This window comes from Stenotrophomonas sp. MH181796 (assembly GCF_009659995.1).
Classification (GTDB): domain Bacteria; phylum Pseudomonadota; class Gammaproteobacteria; order Xanthomonadales; family Xanthomonadaceae; genus Stenotrophomonas; species Stenotrophomonas riyadhensis.
On the sequence record NZ_RAHU01000001.1, the window covers coordinates 1 to 16,593 of the forward strand.

The following is a 16,593-nucleotide window of genomic DNA, read 5'->3' on the forward strand; positions in this document are numbered from 1 at the left end:
CCCATATATCCCACCCCTGCACAGCTTGGCCTTGCTCCCCGAGCGGTTCATCGCACGGCGGATAGCCTCACCCACGGCCTCCACTTCCACGATGTTCTTCTCCACCACCGCATTCGGCGGAAGAGGTTCCACAGCGTAATGTTCCACACGAAAACGGTTGCCACTGCGGGACAGCTGCAAAAGCTTTACCGCAGTCGAACTGATGTCGACGCCCACAAGCGGCGACTGACTTTTTGGGATGAGCCCCACGGTTTCTCCCCTGCCGACGGGCACTTGGACGCAAGACCTGCGCCCGAGCATTAATAACGTATTCTTAGCAAATGGCAACGGCCCTGCTGTGAAGTCCCTCACGGATTCACCATGCAGCCCCTGACTGTTCCCTTTGCGCTCCCCGGCGACGACCCCAGCCGCCACCTTGCGTAATCTATACTCTGCGACCACGAAATTCGCAATCGGAATCTGAACCCGATGACTCGACTCCGCCGCTGGCTGCGCTGGATCTTCCTGATTGTCCTGGTCCTGGCGCTGATCGGCGCGGCCGCCGTGGGCGGTCTGTACTACGCTGTGTCCTCCAAGCTGCCCGACGTGCAGACCCTGCGCGACGTTGAAATGCAGGAGCCGATGTACGTCTACGCTGCCGACGGCAAGCTGATGGCCGTGTTCGGCGAGACCCGGCGTACCCCGATCACCATGAAGGACGTGCCGGAGAAGCTGAAGCAGGCGTTCCTGGCCACCGAGGACGCCCGCTTCTACGAGCATGGCGGCGTGGACTACATGGGTATCGGCCGCGCGGTGTGGCTGCTGGCCACCACCAACGACAAGCGCGTGCCGGGTGGCTCCACCATCACCCAGCAGGTGGCCCGCCAGTTCTTCCTCAGCTCCGAGTACAGCTACACCCGCAAGCTGGCCGAGATCCTGCTGGCGCGGAAGATCGAGTCCGAGCTGAGCAAGGACGAGATCTTCGAGCTGTACCTGAACAAGAGTTTCTTCGGCAACCGCGCCTACGGCGTGGCCGCTGCTGCCGAGTTCTACTACGGCAAGAAGCTGAACGAGCTGGACCTGGACGAGATGGCCTCGCTGGCCGGCATCCCCAAGTTCCCGTCTTCGGGCAACCCGATCTCCAACCCGGAACGTGCCCGCCAGCGCCGCGACAACTACGTGCTGCAGCGCATGGCCGACCTGAAGTTCGTCAGCCAGGCCGAGGCCGACGCTGCCAAGGCGGTGCCGATGCACGCCACCGCGCATGAGCCGCCGGTGCAGGTCGATGCCCCGTACGTGGCCGAGCTGGTGCGCCAGGAAATGATCGCCCGCTTCGGCGGCGATGTGGTCAACAAGGGTTACCACGTCACCACCACCATCGACTCGACCCTGCAGACCGCCGCCAACCTGGCTGTCCGCGATGGCCTGCTGCTGTACGACCACCGCCACGGCTGGCACGGCGTGGAGAAGCAGGTCCAGGTGGGTGCCGGCGAAGACGCCGCCGCCCTGGCCGAGCACCTGCGTGGCATGTACGGCCAGGCCGGCCTGCTGCCGGCCATCGTCGCCAGCACCGGTGCCGATGGCAGCGCAACGGTGGTGCTGGCAAACCGCAGCGAGATCGTGCTGCCGGCCGGTGCCGCCAAGTGGACCAACAAGACCCCGGGCAAGCTGGTGCAGCGCGGTGACATCGTGCGCGTGCGCGCCGGTGCCAAGGAAGGTGAGTGGCTGCTGGACCAGATCCCGCGCGGCCAGTCCGCGCTGGTCTCGCTGGATGCCCACAACGGCGCGTTGAAGGCGCTGGTGGGTGGCTTCAGCTTCTCCGGCAACAAGTTCAACCGCGCCACCCAGGCCCGTCGCCAGCCGGGCTCGAGCTTCAAGCCGTTCGTCTACGCAGCCGCCTTCGACAAGGGCTACAACCCGGCCTCGATCGTGCTCGACGCCCCGGTCGTGTTCCGCGACCGCCGCGGCAAGACCTGGGCCCCGCAGAACGACGGCGGCGGCTTCCGTGGCCCGATGCGCCTGCGCGAAGCGCTGGTGCAGTCGCGCAACCTGGTCTCGGTGCGCCTGCTCGATGGCATGGGCGTGGACTACGCGCGCAAGTACATCAGCGAGTTTGGCTTTGCCGAATCGGAGCTGCCGCCGAACCTGTCGATGTCGCTGGGCACCGCCTCGCTGACCCCGCTGTCGGTGGCGCGTGGCTACGCCGTGTTCGCCAACGGCGGCTCGCGCGTGGACACCTGGCTGATCGACCAGGTGAACGACCGCGACGGCAACCTGGTGTTCAAGGAAAACCCGGCACTGGCCTGCCGCGACTGCGCCGGCAGCAGCGACCAGCCGGTCAACCAGGTGGTGGACGGCTTCAACTTCGGCGCTCCGGCACCGAAGGTGGACCCGGCCGCTGCGGCCAAGGCCGAAGCCAAGACCGAAACCCCGGCGGCACCGGCCAACCCGGATGCCCGCACCGCCCCGCGCGCGATCGATGCCCGCACTGCCTACCAGCTGGTGTCGATGATGCGCGACGTGGTCCAGCGCGGTACCGGCGTGCAGGCCAAGGTGCTCGGCCGCGAGGACGTGGGCGGCAAGACCGGCTCCACCAACGACCACCGCGATGCGTGGTTCTCCGGCTTCGGCGGCCCGTACGTGACCACGGTGTGGGTGGGCCGCGACGACTTCCGCTCGCTGGGTTACCGCGAATACGGTGGCAAGGCCGCCCTGCCGATCTGGATCGACTACATGCGCACCGCGCTGAAGGACACCCCGATCGCGCAGAACGACCCGCCCAGCGGCATGGTCCAGGCCACCCTCAACGGCGCCACCGAGTGGGTGAAGGTGGAAGACATGGACCGCCTGACCGACTACGACCTGAACCTCAATACCCCGCAGGCCGACGCCGCCGCGTTCGATATCTTCTGAGGAAGGGTTTGGTGGGTGCCAACCGTGGGTTGGCACCGATGCGGCTCTGGTAGATGCCAACCTTGGTTGGCGCCGATGCGGCTCTGGTGGGTGCCAACCTTGGTTGGCACTGATGCGGCTCTGGTAGATGCCAACCTTGGTTGGCACTGATGCTGCCCTGGTAGACACCAACCTCGGTTGGCGCCCTGTGCCGACCAAGGTCGGCACCTACCAAAGCGGTTGCATCCGCCATACCCACGCAGATGTCACATCCGTGCGCTAGTCTGTAGCCAGGTCGCAACAGGGAGTCATCGCATGCATCGCGCCCGTCAGCATGCTGCCAGCCAGACCCGCGAGCGGCGCCACCGCCTCGCCCACGAAGCCGCCCGCCTGATGGCCGAAGGCGGCATCCGCGACTACCACCAGGCCAAGTTGAAGGCCGCCAGCCGGCTCGGCATCCACGACGATGCCTCCCTGCCCCGCAATACCGAGATCGAGGACGCCCTGCGCGAGTACCAGCGGCTGTTCTCCGGGCCCCAGCACGGCAACGAACTGCAGCGCCGCCGCGAAGCCGCGATGCGCGCGCTGGAGTTCCTGCACGGCTTCGCCCCGCGCCTGGCCGGCCCCGTACTGGACGGCACCGCCGACGCCAACAGTCCCGTGCAGCTGCACCTGCACAGCGACGACCCGGAAGCCGTGCACCGCTTCCTGGACGAACACGGCATTCCCGCCGAATCGCGGACACGCCGCCTGCGCATGGACCGCGAGCGCTGCCTGGACGTGCCGGTGTGGGTGTTCAGTGCCGAGGAGCTGACCTTCGACCTGGCCGTGCTGCCGTACGACGCCCTGCGCCAGGCGCCGCTTTCGCCGGTGGATGAGAAGCCGATGCGGCGCGCATCCGTGGCGCAGTTGCGGCAGGTGCTGGCCGAGGCGGAGATCACTGCGTACATCGGCGGGTAACGGTAGTACCGGTATTGGTAGGTGCGGACCGTTGGTCCGCACAGTGCTTCAGGCGTCTGTATCTCTGACCGAAGAGCAGTCGAGCGCGAATCCTGCCCTCGGCCCGGCGGCAGGTTCCGCGCGCATGGCGATGCGTTCATCTGGAGGGCGCCTACAGATCCTTCGGCGCGGCTCAACTCTACAGCAGGCAACGGCCGTCGCGTTACGGCGGCATTCCGCTGCCGGTTGAGGACTCCGTGCCCATCATCCACTCCGGCAGCCACGGCGCCGGGGCGCGCCTGGGATACTCCGCCATCATCCGTGCGTGCATGCTTTGCAGATCGTTCAACAACCATGTCTGGTAGTAGATGTCGTCGAACGAATCCGACCAGCCGCTCTTCACCCGCTGGCGGTCACCACGTTCCAGGCTCGGCATCAGATCGCTCGGCCCGTCCAGAATCCGCTGCAAGGTCTGGTTGATACCCGCATTCTGCACCGCCGCCTCGCGCAACAGTAGGAGGCGGGCCTGCACCTGAGCGCACGGGTAAGGCACACATCCTCCGGTAACCTCGATGTAGTCCGCGATGTCCGCCAGCAGATTCGCCTTCAGGCGCCATGCCACTTCCCCGTCCAGCACCTGCCGCACCCGCATCGTGCGCGCCGTACTGGCGCGAATATCCTGCGGCGTGGTGAACTCCTGGCCCGGCGTGCTGCCGCCATGGCGCACCAGCACGATGCGGTGGATCGCTTCGTTGGTGATGCCTTCCACCCGCAAGGCTGCGGCCTGTGGGTGCATCCGCGGCGGCGGCACGTTGGTGTACCGCCAGTAGTACCAGAGCAGCAGCACCACACCCGCCAGGCACAGCGCACTGACCACGATCCTGCCATTCAAGTGGCGCGTGTAGTACCGGTAGCGCGCACGCCACACATAGAAGGTGCGGTAGCTCATGAACCGGCTTACCCAACCATACATTGCCATCTCCTCGGCAAGGACCCCGGCGCGACGGGGTGGATTACGCGCGTCACGCCGGGGCTGCATGGCTTACCAGCCGATGCCCACACCCACGCCCATGCTGCGCTCACCGCTGTTGGTGAACGCACCATTGAGGCTGAAGGTGGCCGAGCCCTTCTCATTGAGCACGCGCTGGTAGCCCACCGCCATCGCCGACTCACCCTCGCTGTAGCCCACGCCCGCACCAAGGCGGTTGTAGGTGGCCAGGCCGGCGGTGTTCATCGCCATCGCCGTCTGCGCGCTGCTCATCGCCGCCATGCGGTTGAAGCGCTTGTCCATCTTGTCCAGGCGGCGTTCGAAGTTACTGATCGCACCATCGGTGTACTCGTTGGCGCGGGCCAGCATCTTCTCCAGCTCGGCGGTGTCGACCTGCGGCTTCGGCGAGTCGTCCTTGTTGGCCTTCGGCTGCGGCGTGGGCTTGTCGCCCTCGCCTACCGAGGCGACCTGCTGGGAGTCCTTGCCTTCCGGTACCACCGACGTTTCCTCGGTCTGGGGCTTCGGCACCGAGGACGTCGCCAGGGCACGCGGTGCCGGGGCGTCGTCGATGCGCTGCTCCAGACCGTCCATGCGGCCGTTGAGCTGCTGCTGCATCGAATGCAGCTGACCACCGTTGACTGCATCGCGGCCTCCTGGTGCCACCCGGCCGTCGGCAAGATTGGTCAGCACCATGCCGTTCACGCCATTCAGCGCAATCTGGCTCATGCCGTCGGCACGGACCGAGGGTGAATCCTGGAAGATCGAGCTGAGCTGACCTTCCACCTTGTCCGCGCGACGGCCGGCGGTGATGACGGCGCCATCGAGTGCCGTCAGCGCATCCTCGACGGTGCTCTGCGTTCCGCCCTGCACCGTGTAGGTCGGGGCGATGATGTTGCCATTGGCATCCATGCCTGCACCGCCGCCGAGCGTAGCGAGGGAATCCTTGAGCTGGGAGACAGTGGTGGCGTTGTGGTCGGCGGTACCGCGGGCGATGTTGGTGAGCCGACGCTTAACCTCGTCGCTGCCAAATGACGCGGTATGAGCCTCATCGGCCACAGAGGACACCCCCAGAGCCAATGCACTAGTGGCACCCCTCTGCACAATGCTATTCGCCCCGATCGAGACACCACCAGCCTCCTGCACTGAAGCGAGAACGCCAAGAGCAAACCCATTGTCAGCACGCTCATCCACGCGGGCAGCCCTCCCCAAAGCAACAGAATTCTTGCCGCGAGCAGCAGAGAAACTACCTACGGCGACTGCCCCCTCACTTGAAACTGATGCCTCGGCGGAATCACCAATAGCGACGCCGATCAAGCCTGCTCGCGCCGCGCCTTGAGGCCCTCCCTTCCCGCTCGAAAAATAGCGAGAACTCTCGGCAAGCCCCTCAATTCTTCTCACAGCTTCATCTGCAATGCTCCTCGCTCCCTGCGCAGACTGCTCAACCGCATGCAGCTGCCCACCATTGACTGCATCGACGCTACCAACGTCCATCAAGCCATCCGCCACACCACTGATCTTCCGATTGGCATTGACGCTATTGCGCACATCCAAGGTCGTTCCGCCGTTCTTCTCACCCAGGCGCACATTGCCAGACGCAGAAACCTGCGCCACCAGCCCGCCCAGCACTGCCGTCTCGGCCAGCGCCCTGGCCGCATCTCCCTTTGCGGCGACAGCTTCCATGCCCGCAGTCCTGGCAATGTCCTCCACCGTCGTCACCTTGTCATTGATGGCATTAAGCTGCCTGCCGTTGACGGCCTCATAGCTGCTGGCGCTGACTATTCCATCAGCCACGCCACTCAGCTTCCGATTCGCGTTCGCGCTGTTGCGAACATCCAGCATGGTGCCACTGTTCTTCTCGCCAACACGAACGTTGCCGTTGACAGCGACTTGACCGACAAGGCCATTCAGCACTCCGGTGTCGGCCAGCGCCTTGTCCGCGCTTACCTTCGCTGCGCTGGCTGTCGTCTGTGCCGAATTCACGTTCGCGTTGGTTTCATGGAGCTGCTTGCCGGTCACGGCCTCGTTGCTGGTCGCGCTGATGGCCCCGTCGGCGACGCCCAGAATCCTGCGGTTCGCATTGGCGCTGTTGCGCACGTCCAGCTGCGTGCCACTGTTCTTCTGGCCCAGACGAACACTGCCATTGGCAGCGGTCTGGTTGACCAGGCCACCCAGCACGACCGTCTCGGCCAGCGCCTTGCCCGATTCCACCTTTGCGGCATTGGCAGTGGTGGTCGCGCCGTCTGCTGCTGTCTGGGCTTTGGTCACGGCCTGGTTGGTGGTGTGCAACTGATTGCCTGTGATTGCATCAGTGCTACCGGCCCCAACCACACCATCTGCGATGTACTGGATTCTTCGCTTCTTGCTACTGCTCCCCACGGAAACAGAGTCGGACGAGGCAGTCACCGAGCCTGCACCCAGTGCTACTGCGTTGTCATGCTTGGCTTGAGCGCGATCACCCAGGGCCACAGCACTGGTTGTTGTTGCCTTGGCCAGATTGCCGAGGGCAGTGGCGTACTGCGCAGCGGCTTCGCTACCACGCCCCAGTGCGGTGGCCTGGCTGGCACTGGCCTTGCTCAGATAACCAACCGCCGTAGCGTGCTCTGACTCGGCCTTGGCGTCGCCGCCTACGGCAATAGAGAAGTTGCCGCTTGCGTTTGCACGGAAGCCGGTTGCAACGGCGCCGTTGGCGCTGCGGGTTCCGGCGCCGACCGAGACACCCGCGTTCTGGTTGGCCACCTTGTTGCCGTCCGCATCCACACCAGCGCGCGCGTCGTCGCCCAGCGCTACGCTGCGGCCGTTGTACGCCTTTGCGTTGTTGCCGAGTGCGGTGCTGATGCCGTAGCTGCCGTTCTCTGCAGTGGCCCCCTTGCCCAGGGCCAGCGTGGTCGCGTCAATACGATTGGTGGCTTTCTGCGCGATTTCGCGCACCGCCACAAGATCCGTCTTCGCGGTATTGGCAGTTTTCTCAACGGCCGCCACCTTCGTGTTGGTGGCATGCAGCTGGTTACCCGTCATGGCATCCGTGCTGCCAGAGCCAATCACGCCGTCGGCAAGATACTGGATGCGGCGCTTATTGCTTGCGCTGCCAACAGACACCGTGTTGGCCGAGGCGGACACAGAGCCTGTCCCAATTACGAAGGAATCGGCATGCGAACCCGCTTTCAGCATGCCATTCAGTGATCCGATCTTCTGCTCGGTGGCGTAGAGCTGCTTGCCGGTCACTGCGTCGGTGCTGGAACTGGTCAAGCGGGCGTCGGCAAGATTGACGATACGGCGCTTCGTTGTGCTGTTTCCTACCGATACAGTGTTCGCCTCATCGGCTATGGAGTGCACTCCTAGAGCAACTGCCCCTGTCTTTGAGGCCTTGGAGTTGTAGCCAAGCGAAACACCATCGAACTCGGCCTTTGACCTGCCCCCCAAGGCGACAGCCCCGGTGTAGCCTTCGGTTCCAGCGGTGGCTCCTTCACCGATCGCGACTCGCGCAATGCCGGAACCAGCACCCAGTGTTTTCGCATAACTACCGATGGCAATGTCGCTTTCACCGACGGACTGGGTATAACGTCCCAAAGCGAGCGCATTGGCACCTGTCGCCTTTGAGGACATTCCCATCGCCACGGAATAGTCGGCAACCGCATGGCTTCCATTTCCCAAGGCCAAAGACCACCTTCCATCGGTCTTCGCGCCGTAGCCAAACGCCGACGATTGAATGGCCGACGCCGAAGCGTCCCTACCGACAGCAGTGGAGCCGATTCCTTTGGCAGATGCTCGGTATCCAATCGCAGCTGCGTCACTGGTGGTGGCATTTGCCCCCCTTCCGACAGCAATGCTCTCTGCGCCGCTTGCAACGGAGCCGTGGCCTACTGCAACAGCGCTAAAGCTGGTCGCCTGAGAACCGTTGCCAATAGCGACAGTGGACGAGGAGGAAGCATTTGCTCCGGGGCCAAGCTCAACAGAGTACCAACCCGCCCTGGCCGACATCGAGCGCGCGCCTACAGCCAGCGTCTCCTGAGCCGACTCCGTGAAAGACGAGATCCGTCCGGATTCAACCTGGACTGACTGCTCTTCCTCTGAATCCAAGTCAGCGGAAGCAGCCGCGAATGGTACAGAGATCAAGCATCCCACCAGCACGGCGACTCGCCTCCCTGACGTCCGCTTTCCCGTTGTGCGTGCCAGCTCACTGGCAACCTCCCAGCATTGTTTAGCGTGATTCCAGATACGACGGTAGATGTGATTCATATTCTTTCCTTAACAGGACAAGGGAAATGAAGCCCCGCGCGTGCGCGGGGCAATAGAAGGTCAGGCGCTCGGCGCCAGAATCGTTACGTGATCGCGATAGCTGTCGTTCGACAGTCGGTACTGCAGCTGCAGGGTGCTGCCCGGCTGGAGCTGGAACGGCAAGGTCAGCGCGGCATCGGGGTAGAGACTTCTGGACAGCTCAAGCGGCGTGCACACGCCACCGGTTTTGCACTCGGCAGCACCGGTAATGCCTACACGCAGCGTGCCGGTGTTACGCAGGGTGTTGCCCTGCAATTGCAGATCCACGCTACCCTTGGTGGGCACTACGTTCACCAGCGCGCCCCAGACCAGGCTGACACCGACGTTGGCCTGCGCCGCCTGCTCGTCGCCTTCCAGGATCGTGCCGTCGGGACCTTTCACCCCCTCGAAGTAGATCCGGTAGGCCGCCTCCTTCTCGACGGTCTGCAGTGGAATCACCCGGATCAGGCGATTGCCGCCCCCGCTGAGTGCGAACTTGCCGGGGGTGATTGCAATCGCCGCGTCGGCGGCTTCCACTTCGATCTCTTCCTCACCCAGCTGCGCCGGGTTGTTGATGCGCAGCAGCCGCGCCTGCACGTACTGCGGCTGGGTGGATTGCGAGTACACGCGGATCTTCGTGCCATGCTTGGCATCCACCGCTGCGCGCATCGGATGAATGGACAGATTGGCCTGTGCCGGCGGGGCCAGCAGTGCGCTCAACGGCAGCAGGCAGAACAGCAGCTTCTTCATGATGAGCCTCCGTGGGGATCAGGGTTTGGCGGTCGGCACGCGCAGCTCCACCGTCAGTTCGCCGTCGTAGAGACCTGCGCGTTTGCTGGCGATGGGCGTGGGCGGTGTTTCCAGCGTCAATGGCGTGGGCACGCAGTACACGGGTTGACTCATGCCCGGCAGCAGCACCATGCGCAGTTGCGCGCTGTCGATGCCACGCAGCAGTTGTTCCTCACCGTGCTTCATGGCCAGCAGGTTGCCGCCGTAGTTCAGGCCGACCTGGTAATCGAGGCGCTGGGTGTCATCGCTGCCGCCGTCCTGATGCCAGACCGCAAAGTCGCGCCCCGGCGGTGAGCGCGGCCCGCTGTCGCGCACAGTGACGCCGAGGAATTCGCTCTGCGAGCCCACGCCGTCGTACAGGCACATGTCCACTTCCTTGCGCCCGGCGACGACCTTGCGGATGGGGTCGTAGCGCAGATCCATGTTGACCAGGGGGGCGACACCGTCGAAACCTGGGAAGTAGATCGAGATCGCGTCGTAATCGGTGACGGTGAAGTCGAAGTTGACGACATACTTCGCCAAATGCCTGCCTGGTGGCACTCTCAGATTGAGTGCGAGACTGCCCCTCCAGCGGCCGGCCACCAAGCGCGCAACGCTATCCCCGGCAATCGCAATGGCCAGACCTGTACCGACTGCGTAGTCACTGCCGCAAGGTCTGGAATGCGACGACCAGATTGCGTACCTGGTATCCCGAAAGTAGTCGAGTGAGCAAATTTGGGTGGAATCAGCCCTATAGATGGAAGCAGCGAAGTTGATCGTGCTCGGGCTTCCCGTACGCTCTTCTGTCGCCCGTACCGGTATCACACTGGTTACATCACCACTTTCCGCCTCTGTATCTTCGGTACGGCACATTCCAGATGCAGGATCAATGGTTGACTCGCACGTCAGATAGAGCTTTCCGTACTGCTTACTCAGATCTATGTCGTACGCGATCAAAGTCTTGGGCACCCAGATCTCGATGTCTCCCGGCATCGCCGAGCGATCCCACGCCATCTTGATATCACGCGCAATCACACCACTGGGCGGATCCGTATCGGGCGGACGTTGCGCCCACGCCCTCGGCGCCAGCACCACCAGCGCACACACCAGCATCAACACCAACAACACACGCCGGTTCATGGCGTTCCTCCTGCAGCAGCGGTCTGGGGCGTGGCGGCAATCAACGCGCGTTCCTGCAGCAGGCGGGTCACCCGGGCCTGTTGGCGGATCTCGGCCGGCAGCTGGGCCACGGCCAGCGGCTCGCAGTGCACGGCGCCGACCAGCAGCACCACCTGGCGGCGCTCACGCACCTGCAGCGGGCAGTGCAGCAGGCGGTCGTCCTGCAGCAGGTACAGCGTTGTCTCGCGACGCGGGAAATCGGCGACGAAGCCGCCGTTGGCGCTGGTGCCGGGCACCGGCGCGTTGAGGATGCGGGCGCCGCCCAGCGGCGCTCCGGCAAGATCCTTGGCGTTGCCAATGAAGGTGTAGGTCACCTCGATCGGCACCGGCATGCGCATCAGCCGCCCGGGGCTGAGGAACATCGGCCGTGCGCCGCCCACGCCGGTCACGCGGATGGCGGCGATGCTGTCCAGCGTGCTGGCGTCCTGCACCTCGGCGCGGTGCGACTGGTACGACGACAACGGCAGCAGGCGGCGCTCGCCAATCTGCAGGCGTTGCCTGCGCAGGCCGCCCACCTGCAGTTCGGCCGCCACGCCACGCAGGTCGATGTCGTCGGTGTCGGCCACCTGCACGGCCAGGCCGGCGTCGGCACCGTTGCTGCCGCTCCAGTAGAAGCCGCGCTTGCCCAGTGCGAAGCCGGAGCTGTGCATGCCGCTGTAGGCGGTCTCGCTGCGGCCGCGCTGCTGGTAGTGCGCCAGCGTGGCGCCGCTCTGGCCCAGGCTGTTCTGCAATTGCCCGCTGAGCGTGGCGCTGTAGCGGTCACTGTTGTTGGCGCGCAGTTCGGCCGACAGCTCGCGGTACTGCGCATCGACTTCCTGGCGCAGGCTGTGGCCGACGCTGTAGTTGATGTCCGGGCGCTGGTGCTGCGGCTGGCGTACGTCCACGCTGTAGCGGCGCTGGCCGCTGCCGGCGGTGCCGCGCAGCAGGCGGGTCAGGCTCAGGTTGAAGTAGATGCCGCGGTCGCGTTGGTCACTGCCGCGCAGGCTGTCGCTGGCGCGCTGTTGCCACACGCCCACGCGGGTGGAGACACTGAAATCCTGCCAGCGATGGCTGCGGCTGAAGCTGGCCTGCCAGGTACGACTGAGCTGCGGCTCGCGGCGTGGCTGCCACGGCGGCGGCGGTGGCAGCAGCGGGTCCAGCCCGGCCAGCGGATCGCCCTCTGCACCGGGGAGCTCGCGCCCGGCGCGCCAGGTCTGGCGCCGCGTGTAGCCCACATAGGCACTGCCACCGGCCAGCGGCAGCGCCATCGATGCACTGAGCGAGTTGGTGCAGCCCAGCTGGTCGCGGGCGTCGGCCTCGAACTGGCAGGCCTTGCCGCGCATGCGCTGCTGGTAGATGTTCCAGGACGCGGTGCGGCGGTACGACAGCTGGTGCTGCTGGCCGGTGCTGCCATCGTTGCCGCGCATGCCACCGAAGCTGGCGCGCAGTTCCTGGGTGGCGTACAGGCGACGCAGATCCACGCGCAGCTCGCCATAGCGGAAGCCGCCCAGGTCGGCGGCGCCGGCCACCATCGCCACGTCGCGGCCCAGCGGCACGCGCATGCCGGCCACGGCCACGCGTTCGCCATCGAAGCGGTCACTACGGCGCTCGTTGCGCTTGCCGCCCTGCACGAACCACTGCCACTGGCTGTTGGTCCAGTCGCCGCCCTTGTCGAACGGCGCGTCTTCGCTGCGCACCAGCACGCCGTCTTCGTAGATGCGCAGGGTGATGGTGTAGTTGCCGAACGGGAAGTTGCGGGTGTCGATCTGGTTGATGCCGGCCTGCAGGTAGGAGGTCTGCAGCAGGCGCGTGCCGTCGTAGGCATCCACGCGTGCATCGCGCGCCAGCAGCACGGTCAGCGGCGTGGCCTGCACGGCAGCATCGGCGTCCACATAGGCCTGGGTGGTGCCCACGCGCAGGCCCTGCAGGCGGTCCAGCGGCAGCATGCTGAAACTGAAGGTGCCGCCCTGCGGGCTGGACAGGTTGCGGCGGTCCATGCGCCCGGCCTGCAGGTAGTGCGCCTGCCCCAGGTCGTGGCGGTAGTAGACGTTGTCGAACTGGAACTCACTGTTACTACCACGGCTGCGGTAGCGCTGCTGGTTGAAGTTCCATTCGGCGGAGACATGCCCGCGATCGAACAGGCCCAGCACGCCGGTGCCGCGCGCGGACAGCGTCTGGTAATCGCGGCTGCCACTCACATTGATCACCTGCTGGTGCAGGAAGGCGTTCTCGGCGTTGGCACTGACGGTGTGGAAGCGTTCGGCAGCCGGCTTGCCGGGAATCCACTGGCGGGCGACGAACAGGCGCACCGCGCCCTCGCCTTCGTCGTACAGCGCGCGCACGGCGGCGGGGTCTTCTGGAGGATCGAGATAGCCACAGCCGGCGGTGGCCCCACCGAAGCGGCAGGCCAGATGGCTGTTGCGCGGCATCGGCTGCGACAACGCGGGCAGCAGCGCGGCCTGCGCCTCGGCGGGCAGGTCGAGTGCCTGCAGCACCTGGGCGGGGTCTTCCAGCTGCACGTGTTCCAGGGTCACGCGCACCGGCGACAGCCCGGCTGAGCGGCCGAACAGCTGGATGTCGAGTTGTTCGGTCTGGCCTTCGACCAGATCTTCGAAGCCGGGCGGGACGCCGCGCGCCGCCGCCAGCGGCGTTGCCAGCGCCAGGGCGAGCGCGACCGCCAGCCGGGTGATGGCGGGGGCGTGTGGTGTCATGGAGGTACCGCTGGAAAGGCAGCCGGCCCGGCGTGCGGGCCGGCGCGGGAGCCGCGTTGAATCAGGGCTTCTGGCTCAGCACGATGTTGACGACGCCGGTATACGCACCCTTGGTGGCAATCGGGGCGGGCGTGGTCTGCGCGATGGTCAGCGGCATCGAGATCGACGCACCCGGGGTGGCACCTGCCCCGGTGAACAGGTCGGCTGCAGCGTATTCAATCGGGGTGAGGCCCAGATCGCGACCGTTGAGGCTGACTTTCATCGGCACGGTGACCTTGCCGTCGCCACTGGCCAGCACGAATGTGCCGCCGATCTTTGCCTCGATATCAGCAGTCTGATCGTTGGAGTGGATGCGAACGCGCTGGGTGTTCGGCAGCAGACCACGCATCGGATCGTGGGTCAGGGTGACGGCGTCCGGCAGCGCGCTGCCATCGTCGCGCAGGAGGGCCAGGGTCGGGTCGACGTCGGCATAGACGGAGATCTTGGTTTCCACGGCGTGCGCGGACAGCGAAGCGGTGGCCAGCGCTGCAGCGAGCGCGGCCTTCTTGAGAATGGCGTGCATGGGTGTCTCTCTCGGACAAGGGGGAATATGAAAGCCCCCCTCCCCTAAGGAGAAAGGGAGGGAGGCGCCGCCCGCAGAGGTGGTTGCGGGCGACGGAGAGAATGTTAGAAATCCCTTGTCCTGCCGGCCATTCAAGCATTCCTAAAACATTGAATGCTAAGGAGGATTCTTGAAGGCGCTCAATGTTTGAGGGTTATGCAATTTCCCTCATTCGTTGAATGCAACAAACCTCATTGCCTTGCTTTTGTAGAGTCGAGCCATGCTCGACTGCTGTTCGCGCTATGCGTGCGAGTCGAGCATGGCTCGACTCTACAGTGGTTCATCCACGCATGGCGTGGATCTACAGACAAGGTTATGCAACTTCCCTCACGCGTTGAATACAACAAACCCCATTGCCTCGCCTTTGTAGAGTCGAGCCATGCTCGACTGCTGTTCGCGCTGTGCGCGCGAGCCTCAGCCTGCGGGCACCACGGTGGCCCGATCAACAACGATGTCGGTCGGCTTGAACCGATGCGTGTCGACCTCGCCATGCGGTTCCACCACCGTACCCATCCGATGGCCTCCGTCGGCAGATCGTCGCCGAACCCCTCTTCGATCAAGGTGCTGACAACAGGAACGACTCCATGGCCGCCACCAGTGCCAAGGGCGTCTCATTCATCGGGTAGTGTCCTGCATCCTCCAGAACCTCCAGCGTGGCCTGCCGGTAGCGGTGCAGATAGGTGCGCTCCATCAGTGATCGATTGAAGGTCGGATCGTGCCCACCTATCAGCACCTTCAACCGGTGCTCGTCGACGATCTCATTGCTGAAATCCGTATCTGTCCACGCAGGTAGATAGGCAGCAAACGCGTCAGGCGTGGAGTGCTGCATTGAATAGCGGGCCTTCCAATCCAGCCAGGCTGCAGGCAGCCGCCCGCCAGTACTGCGATCGATGATGGCCCTTCGGCTGGCCACGCTGCCGGCAGCACTCTCCAGAAGTCCTCGCGTGGATGCGTCATAGGCAATGCCGCCACAGGGAACGGGTGCGATGGCCAGCATGGACCGCACCCGCTGGGGGGCGAGCACGGCAATGCGCTCGATCGCCATGCCCCCCATGGAATGCCCCGCTACGCTGAACGTTTCCAGCTGAAGTGCATCGGCGAGCGAGAGTGCGTCACGGGCGATTTCGTCGATGCTGTACTGCCCCGCCACATCGCGCATGCCGCCGTAGCCACGGCAGTCCATGAAGATGTAGCTGAAGTGGTCGCGTGACAGCCACGGCTCGATCGGTTCGAACGCGTGTGCGTCGCCGAACCAGCCATGCAGGACCAGGACGGAGTGAGACCCCTGCCCCACGCGATGAAAAGTGTTGGCCATGAAGCATTGCCGCAATGAGGAGGAGTGTTGATGCTAGGCAGCGCAGGCCCGGCCCACCGTCGATGACGGGTCAACCGCTATAGAATCCGGGCCATGCGCAATTCGCTGCTCGATCCCTATGAAGACCTGCCGCGCGATGTCGTGGTCACCTCCAACGACTACGCAGCGTCGTCCACCTTTCCGCGCCATGCCCATCGACGCGGACAGTTCGCGTTCGCCGCGCGCGGCACCATCAGCGTGACGACACCGCAGGGGCGCTGGCTGGTGCCGCCACAGCGCGCCTGCTGGGTTCCCGCCGGTCTGGTGCACGAAATGACGATGCGCGGGCCGGTGACGATGCTCAACGCATTCCTTTCCATCGAGGCGGCTGCTGCGGTGGCGATGCCGGCGCAGTGCCACGTGTATGCCGTTTCGCCGTTGCTGCGGCAGCTGCTGGAAGGCGCAGTGGATCTGCCCGCGCTGTATGACGAGGACGGGCGTGCGGGCAAGCTGATGCAGTTGCTGGTCGCGGAGATCGCGTCGATGCCGATGCTTTCCCTGCATGCGCCGTTGCCTGCCGATGCACGCCTGGCGCGCGTCTGCCGGGCGCTGTTTGATGCGCCCTCACTCGCCATCGGGCTTGATGAGGTGGCTGCGGATGCAGGCATGAGCCGGCGCACCTTCACGCGGACGTTCCGCGCGGATACCGGGGTGAGTTTCGCCGAGTGGCGGCAGCAGGTGTGCCTGCTGGCGGCCATCGAACGGCTGGGCCAGGGGCAGGCGGTGACACGCGTGGCCCTGGACCTGGGGTATGCGAGTCCCAGTGCGTTTTCCGCCGCGTTCCGGCGCGAACTGGGGTGTTCGCCGAGCCAGTATTCAGAGGTGTAGTGCTCTGCTTTTGTAGAGTCGAGCCATGCTCGACTCAGCAAGAGCAGTCGAGCATGGCTCGACTCTACAAAAGCGTGCCGACCAAGGTTGGCACCCACCAGGGCGGCAAAAAAAACGCCCC

11 protein-coding genes and 1 pseudogene are annotated in these 16,593 nt (G+C 64.9%); 3 read left to right on the forward strand and 9 right to left on the reverse strand.

Annotated features, from left to right (window positions below):
* On the reverse strand, window positions 1–249 hold a 249-nt coding region (gene pilM / locus D5301_RS00005; protein WP_343200896.1), incomplete at its 3' end, for a pilus assembly protein PilM.
* A gap of 219 nt (window positions 250–468) precedes the next feature.
* Here pilM and D5301_RS00010 point away from each other — a divergent pair.
* Window positions 469–2,892 carry a penicillin-binding protein 1A gene (locus D5301_RS00010; RefSeq protein ID WP_153854432.1) on the forward strand — a complete coding sequence of 808 codons (2,424 nt, stop codon included), beginning with the start codon at window positions 469–471 and terminating at the stop codon, window positions 2,890–2,892.
* A 294-nt stretch (window positions 2,893–3,186) separates the two neighbouring features.
* Complete coding sequence (locus tag D5301_RS00015; RefSeq protein ID WP_012511978.1) at window positions 3,187–3,831, forward strand: hypothetical protein; 645 nt, start codon at window positions 3,187–3,189, stop codon at window positions 3,829–3,831.
* A gap of 202 nt (window positions 3,832–4,033) precedes the next feature.
* Here D5301_RS00015 and D5301_RS00020 read toward each other — a convergent pair whose 3' ends face one another.
* The 8 genes and pseudogenes from D5301_RS00020 to D5301_RS00055 all read right to left on the reverse strand — a co-directional run bounded on the left by D5301_RS00020 (window position 4,034) and on the right by D5301_RS00055 (window position 15,605).
* Window positions 4,034–4,783: a hypothetical protein gene (locus D5301_RS00020; RefSeq protein WP_153854433.1), complete on the reverse strand. Its 750-nt coding sequence runs from the start codon at window positions 4,781–4,783 to the stop codon at window positions 4,034–4,036.
* A 69-nt stretch (window positions 4,784–4,852) separates the two neighbouring features.
* The gene (locus D5301_RS00025; protein ID WP_324187253.1) at window positions 4,853–8,455 is read right to left on the reverse strand and encodes a YadA-like family protein; all 3,603 of its coding nucleotides are present in this window, start codon (window positions 8,453–8,455) and stop codon (window positions 4,853–4,855) included.
* Window positions 8,456–8,488: 33 nt separating this feature from the next.
* Window positions 8,489–9,034: pseudogene (locus tag D5301_RS24420) on the reverse strand (ESPR-type extended signal peptide-containing protein); the annotation flags it as partial.
* A gap of 60 nt (window positions 9,035–9,094) precedes the next feature.
* Window positions 9,095–9,802, reverse strand: a complete 708-nt coding sequence (locus D5301_RS00030) for a pilus assembly protein (protein WP_153854435.1) — start codon at window positions 9,800–9,802, stop codon at window positions 9,095–9,097.
* An 18-nt stretch (window positions 9,803–9,820) separates the two neighbouring features.
* A complete protein-coding gene (locus D5301_RS00035) occupies window positions 9,821–10,960 on the reverse strand; it encodes a CfaE/CblD family pilus tip adhesin (RefSeq protein ID WP_153854436.1) in 1,140 nt (379 codons plus the stop codon).
* A complete protein-coding gene (locus D5301_RS00040) occupies window positions 10,957–13,689 on the reverse strand; it encodes a TcfC E-set like domain-containing protein (protein WP_153854437.1) in 2,733 nt (910 codons plus the stop codon). The genes D5301_RS00035 and D5301_RS00040 overlap by 4 nt, the downstream gene beginning before the upstream one ends.
* 61 nt (window positions 13,690–13,750) lie before the next feature.
* The gene (locus D5301_RS00045; RefSeq protein WP_153854438.1) at window positions 13,751–14,251 is read right to left on the reverse strand and encodes a CS1 type fimbrial major subunit; all 501 of its coding nucleotides are present in this window, start codon (window positions 14,249–14,251) and stop codon (window positions 13,751–13,753) included.
* A 595-nt stretch (window positions 14,252–14,846) separates the two neighbouring features.
* Window positions 14,847–15,605 carry an alpha/beta hydrolase gene (locus D5301_RS00055; protein WP_153854439.1) on the reverse strand — a complete coding sequence of 253 codons (759 nt, stop codon included), beginning with the start codon at window positions 15,603–15,605 and terminating at the stop codon, window positions 14,847–14,849.
* A 93-nt stretch (window positions 15,606–15,698) separates the two neighbouring features.
* Here D5301_RS00055 and D5301_RS00060 point away from each other — a divergent pair, with 93 nt between their 5' ends.
* Window positions 15,699–16,472 (forward strand): helix-turn-helix transcriptional regulator, encoded by a 774-nt coding sequence (locus D5301_RS00060; protein ID WP_153854440.1) that lies wholly within the window; start codon window positions 15,699–15,701, stop codon window positions 16,470–16,472.
* The last annotated feature ends 121 nt before the right edge of the window (window positions 16,473–16,593 follow it).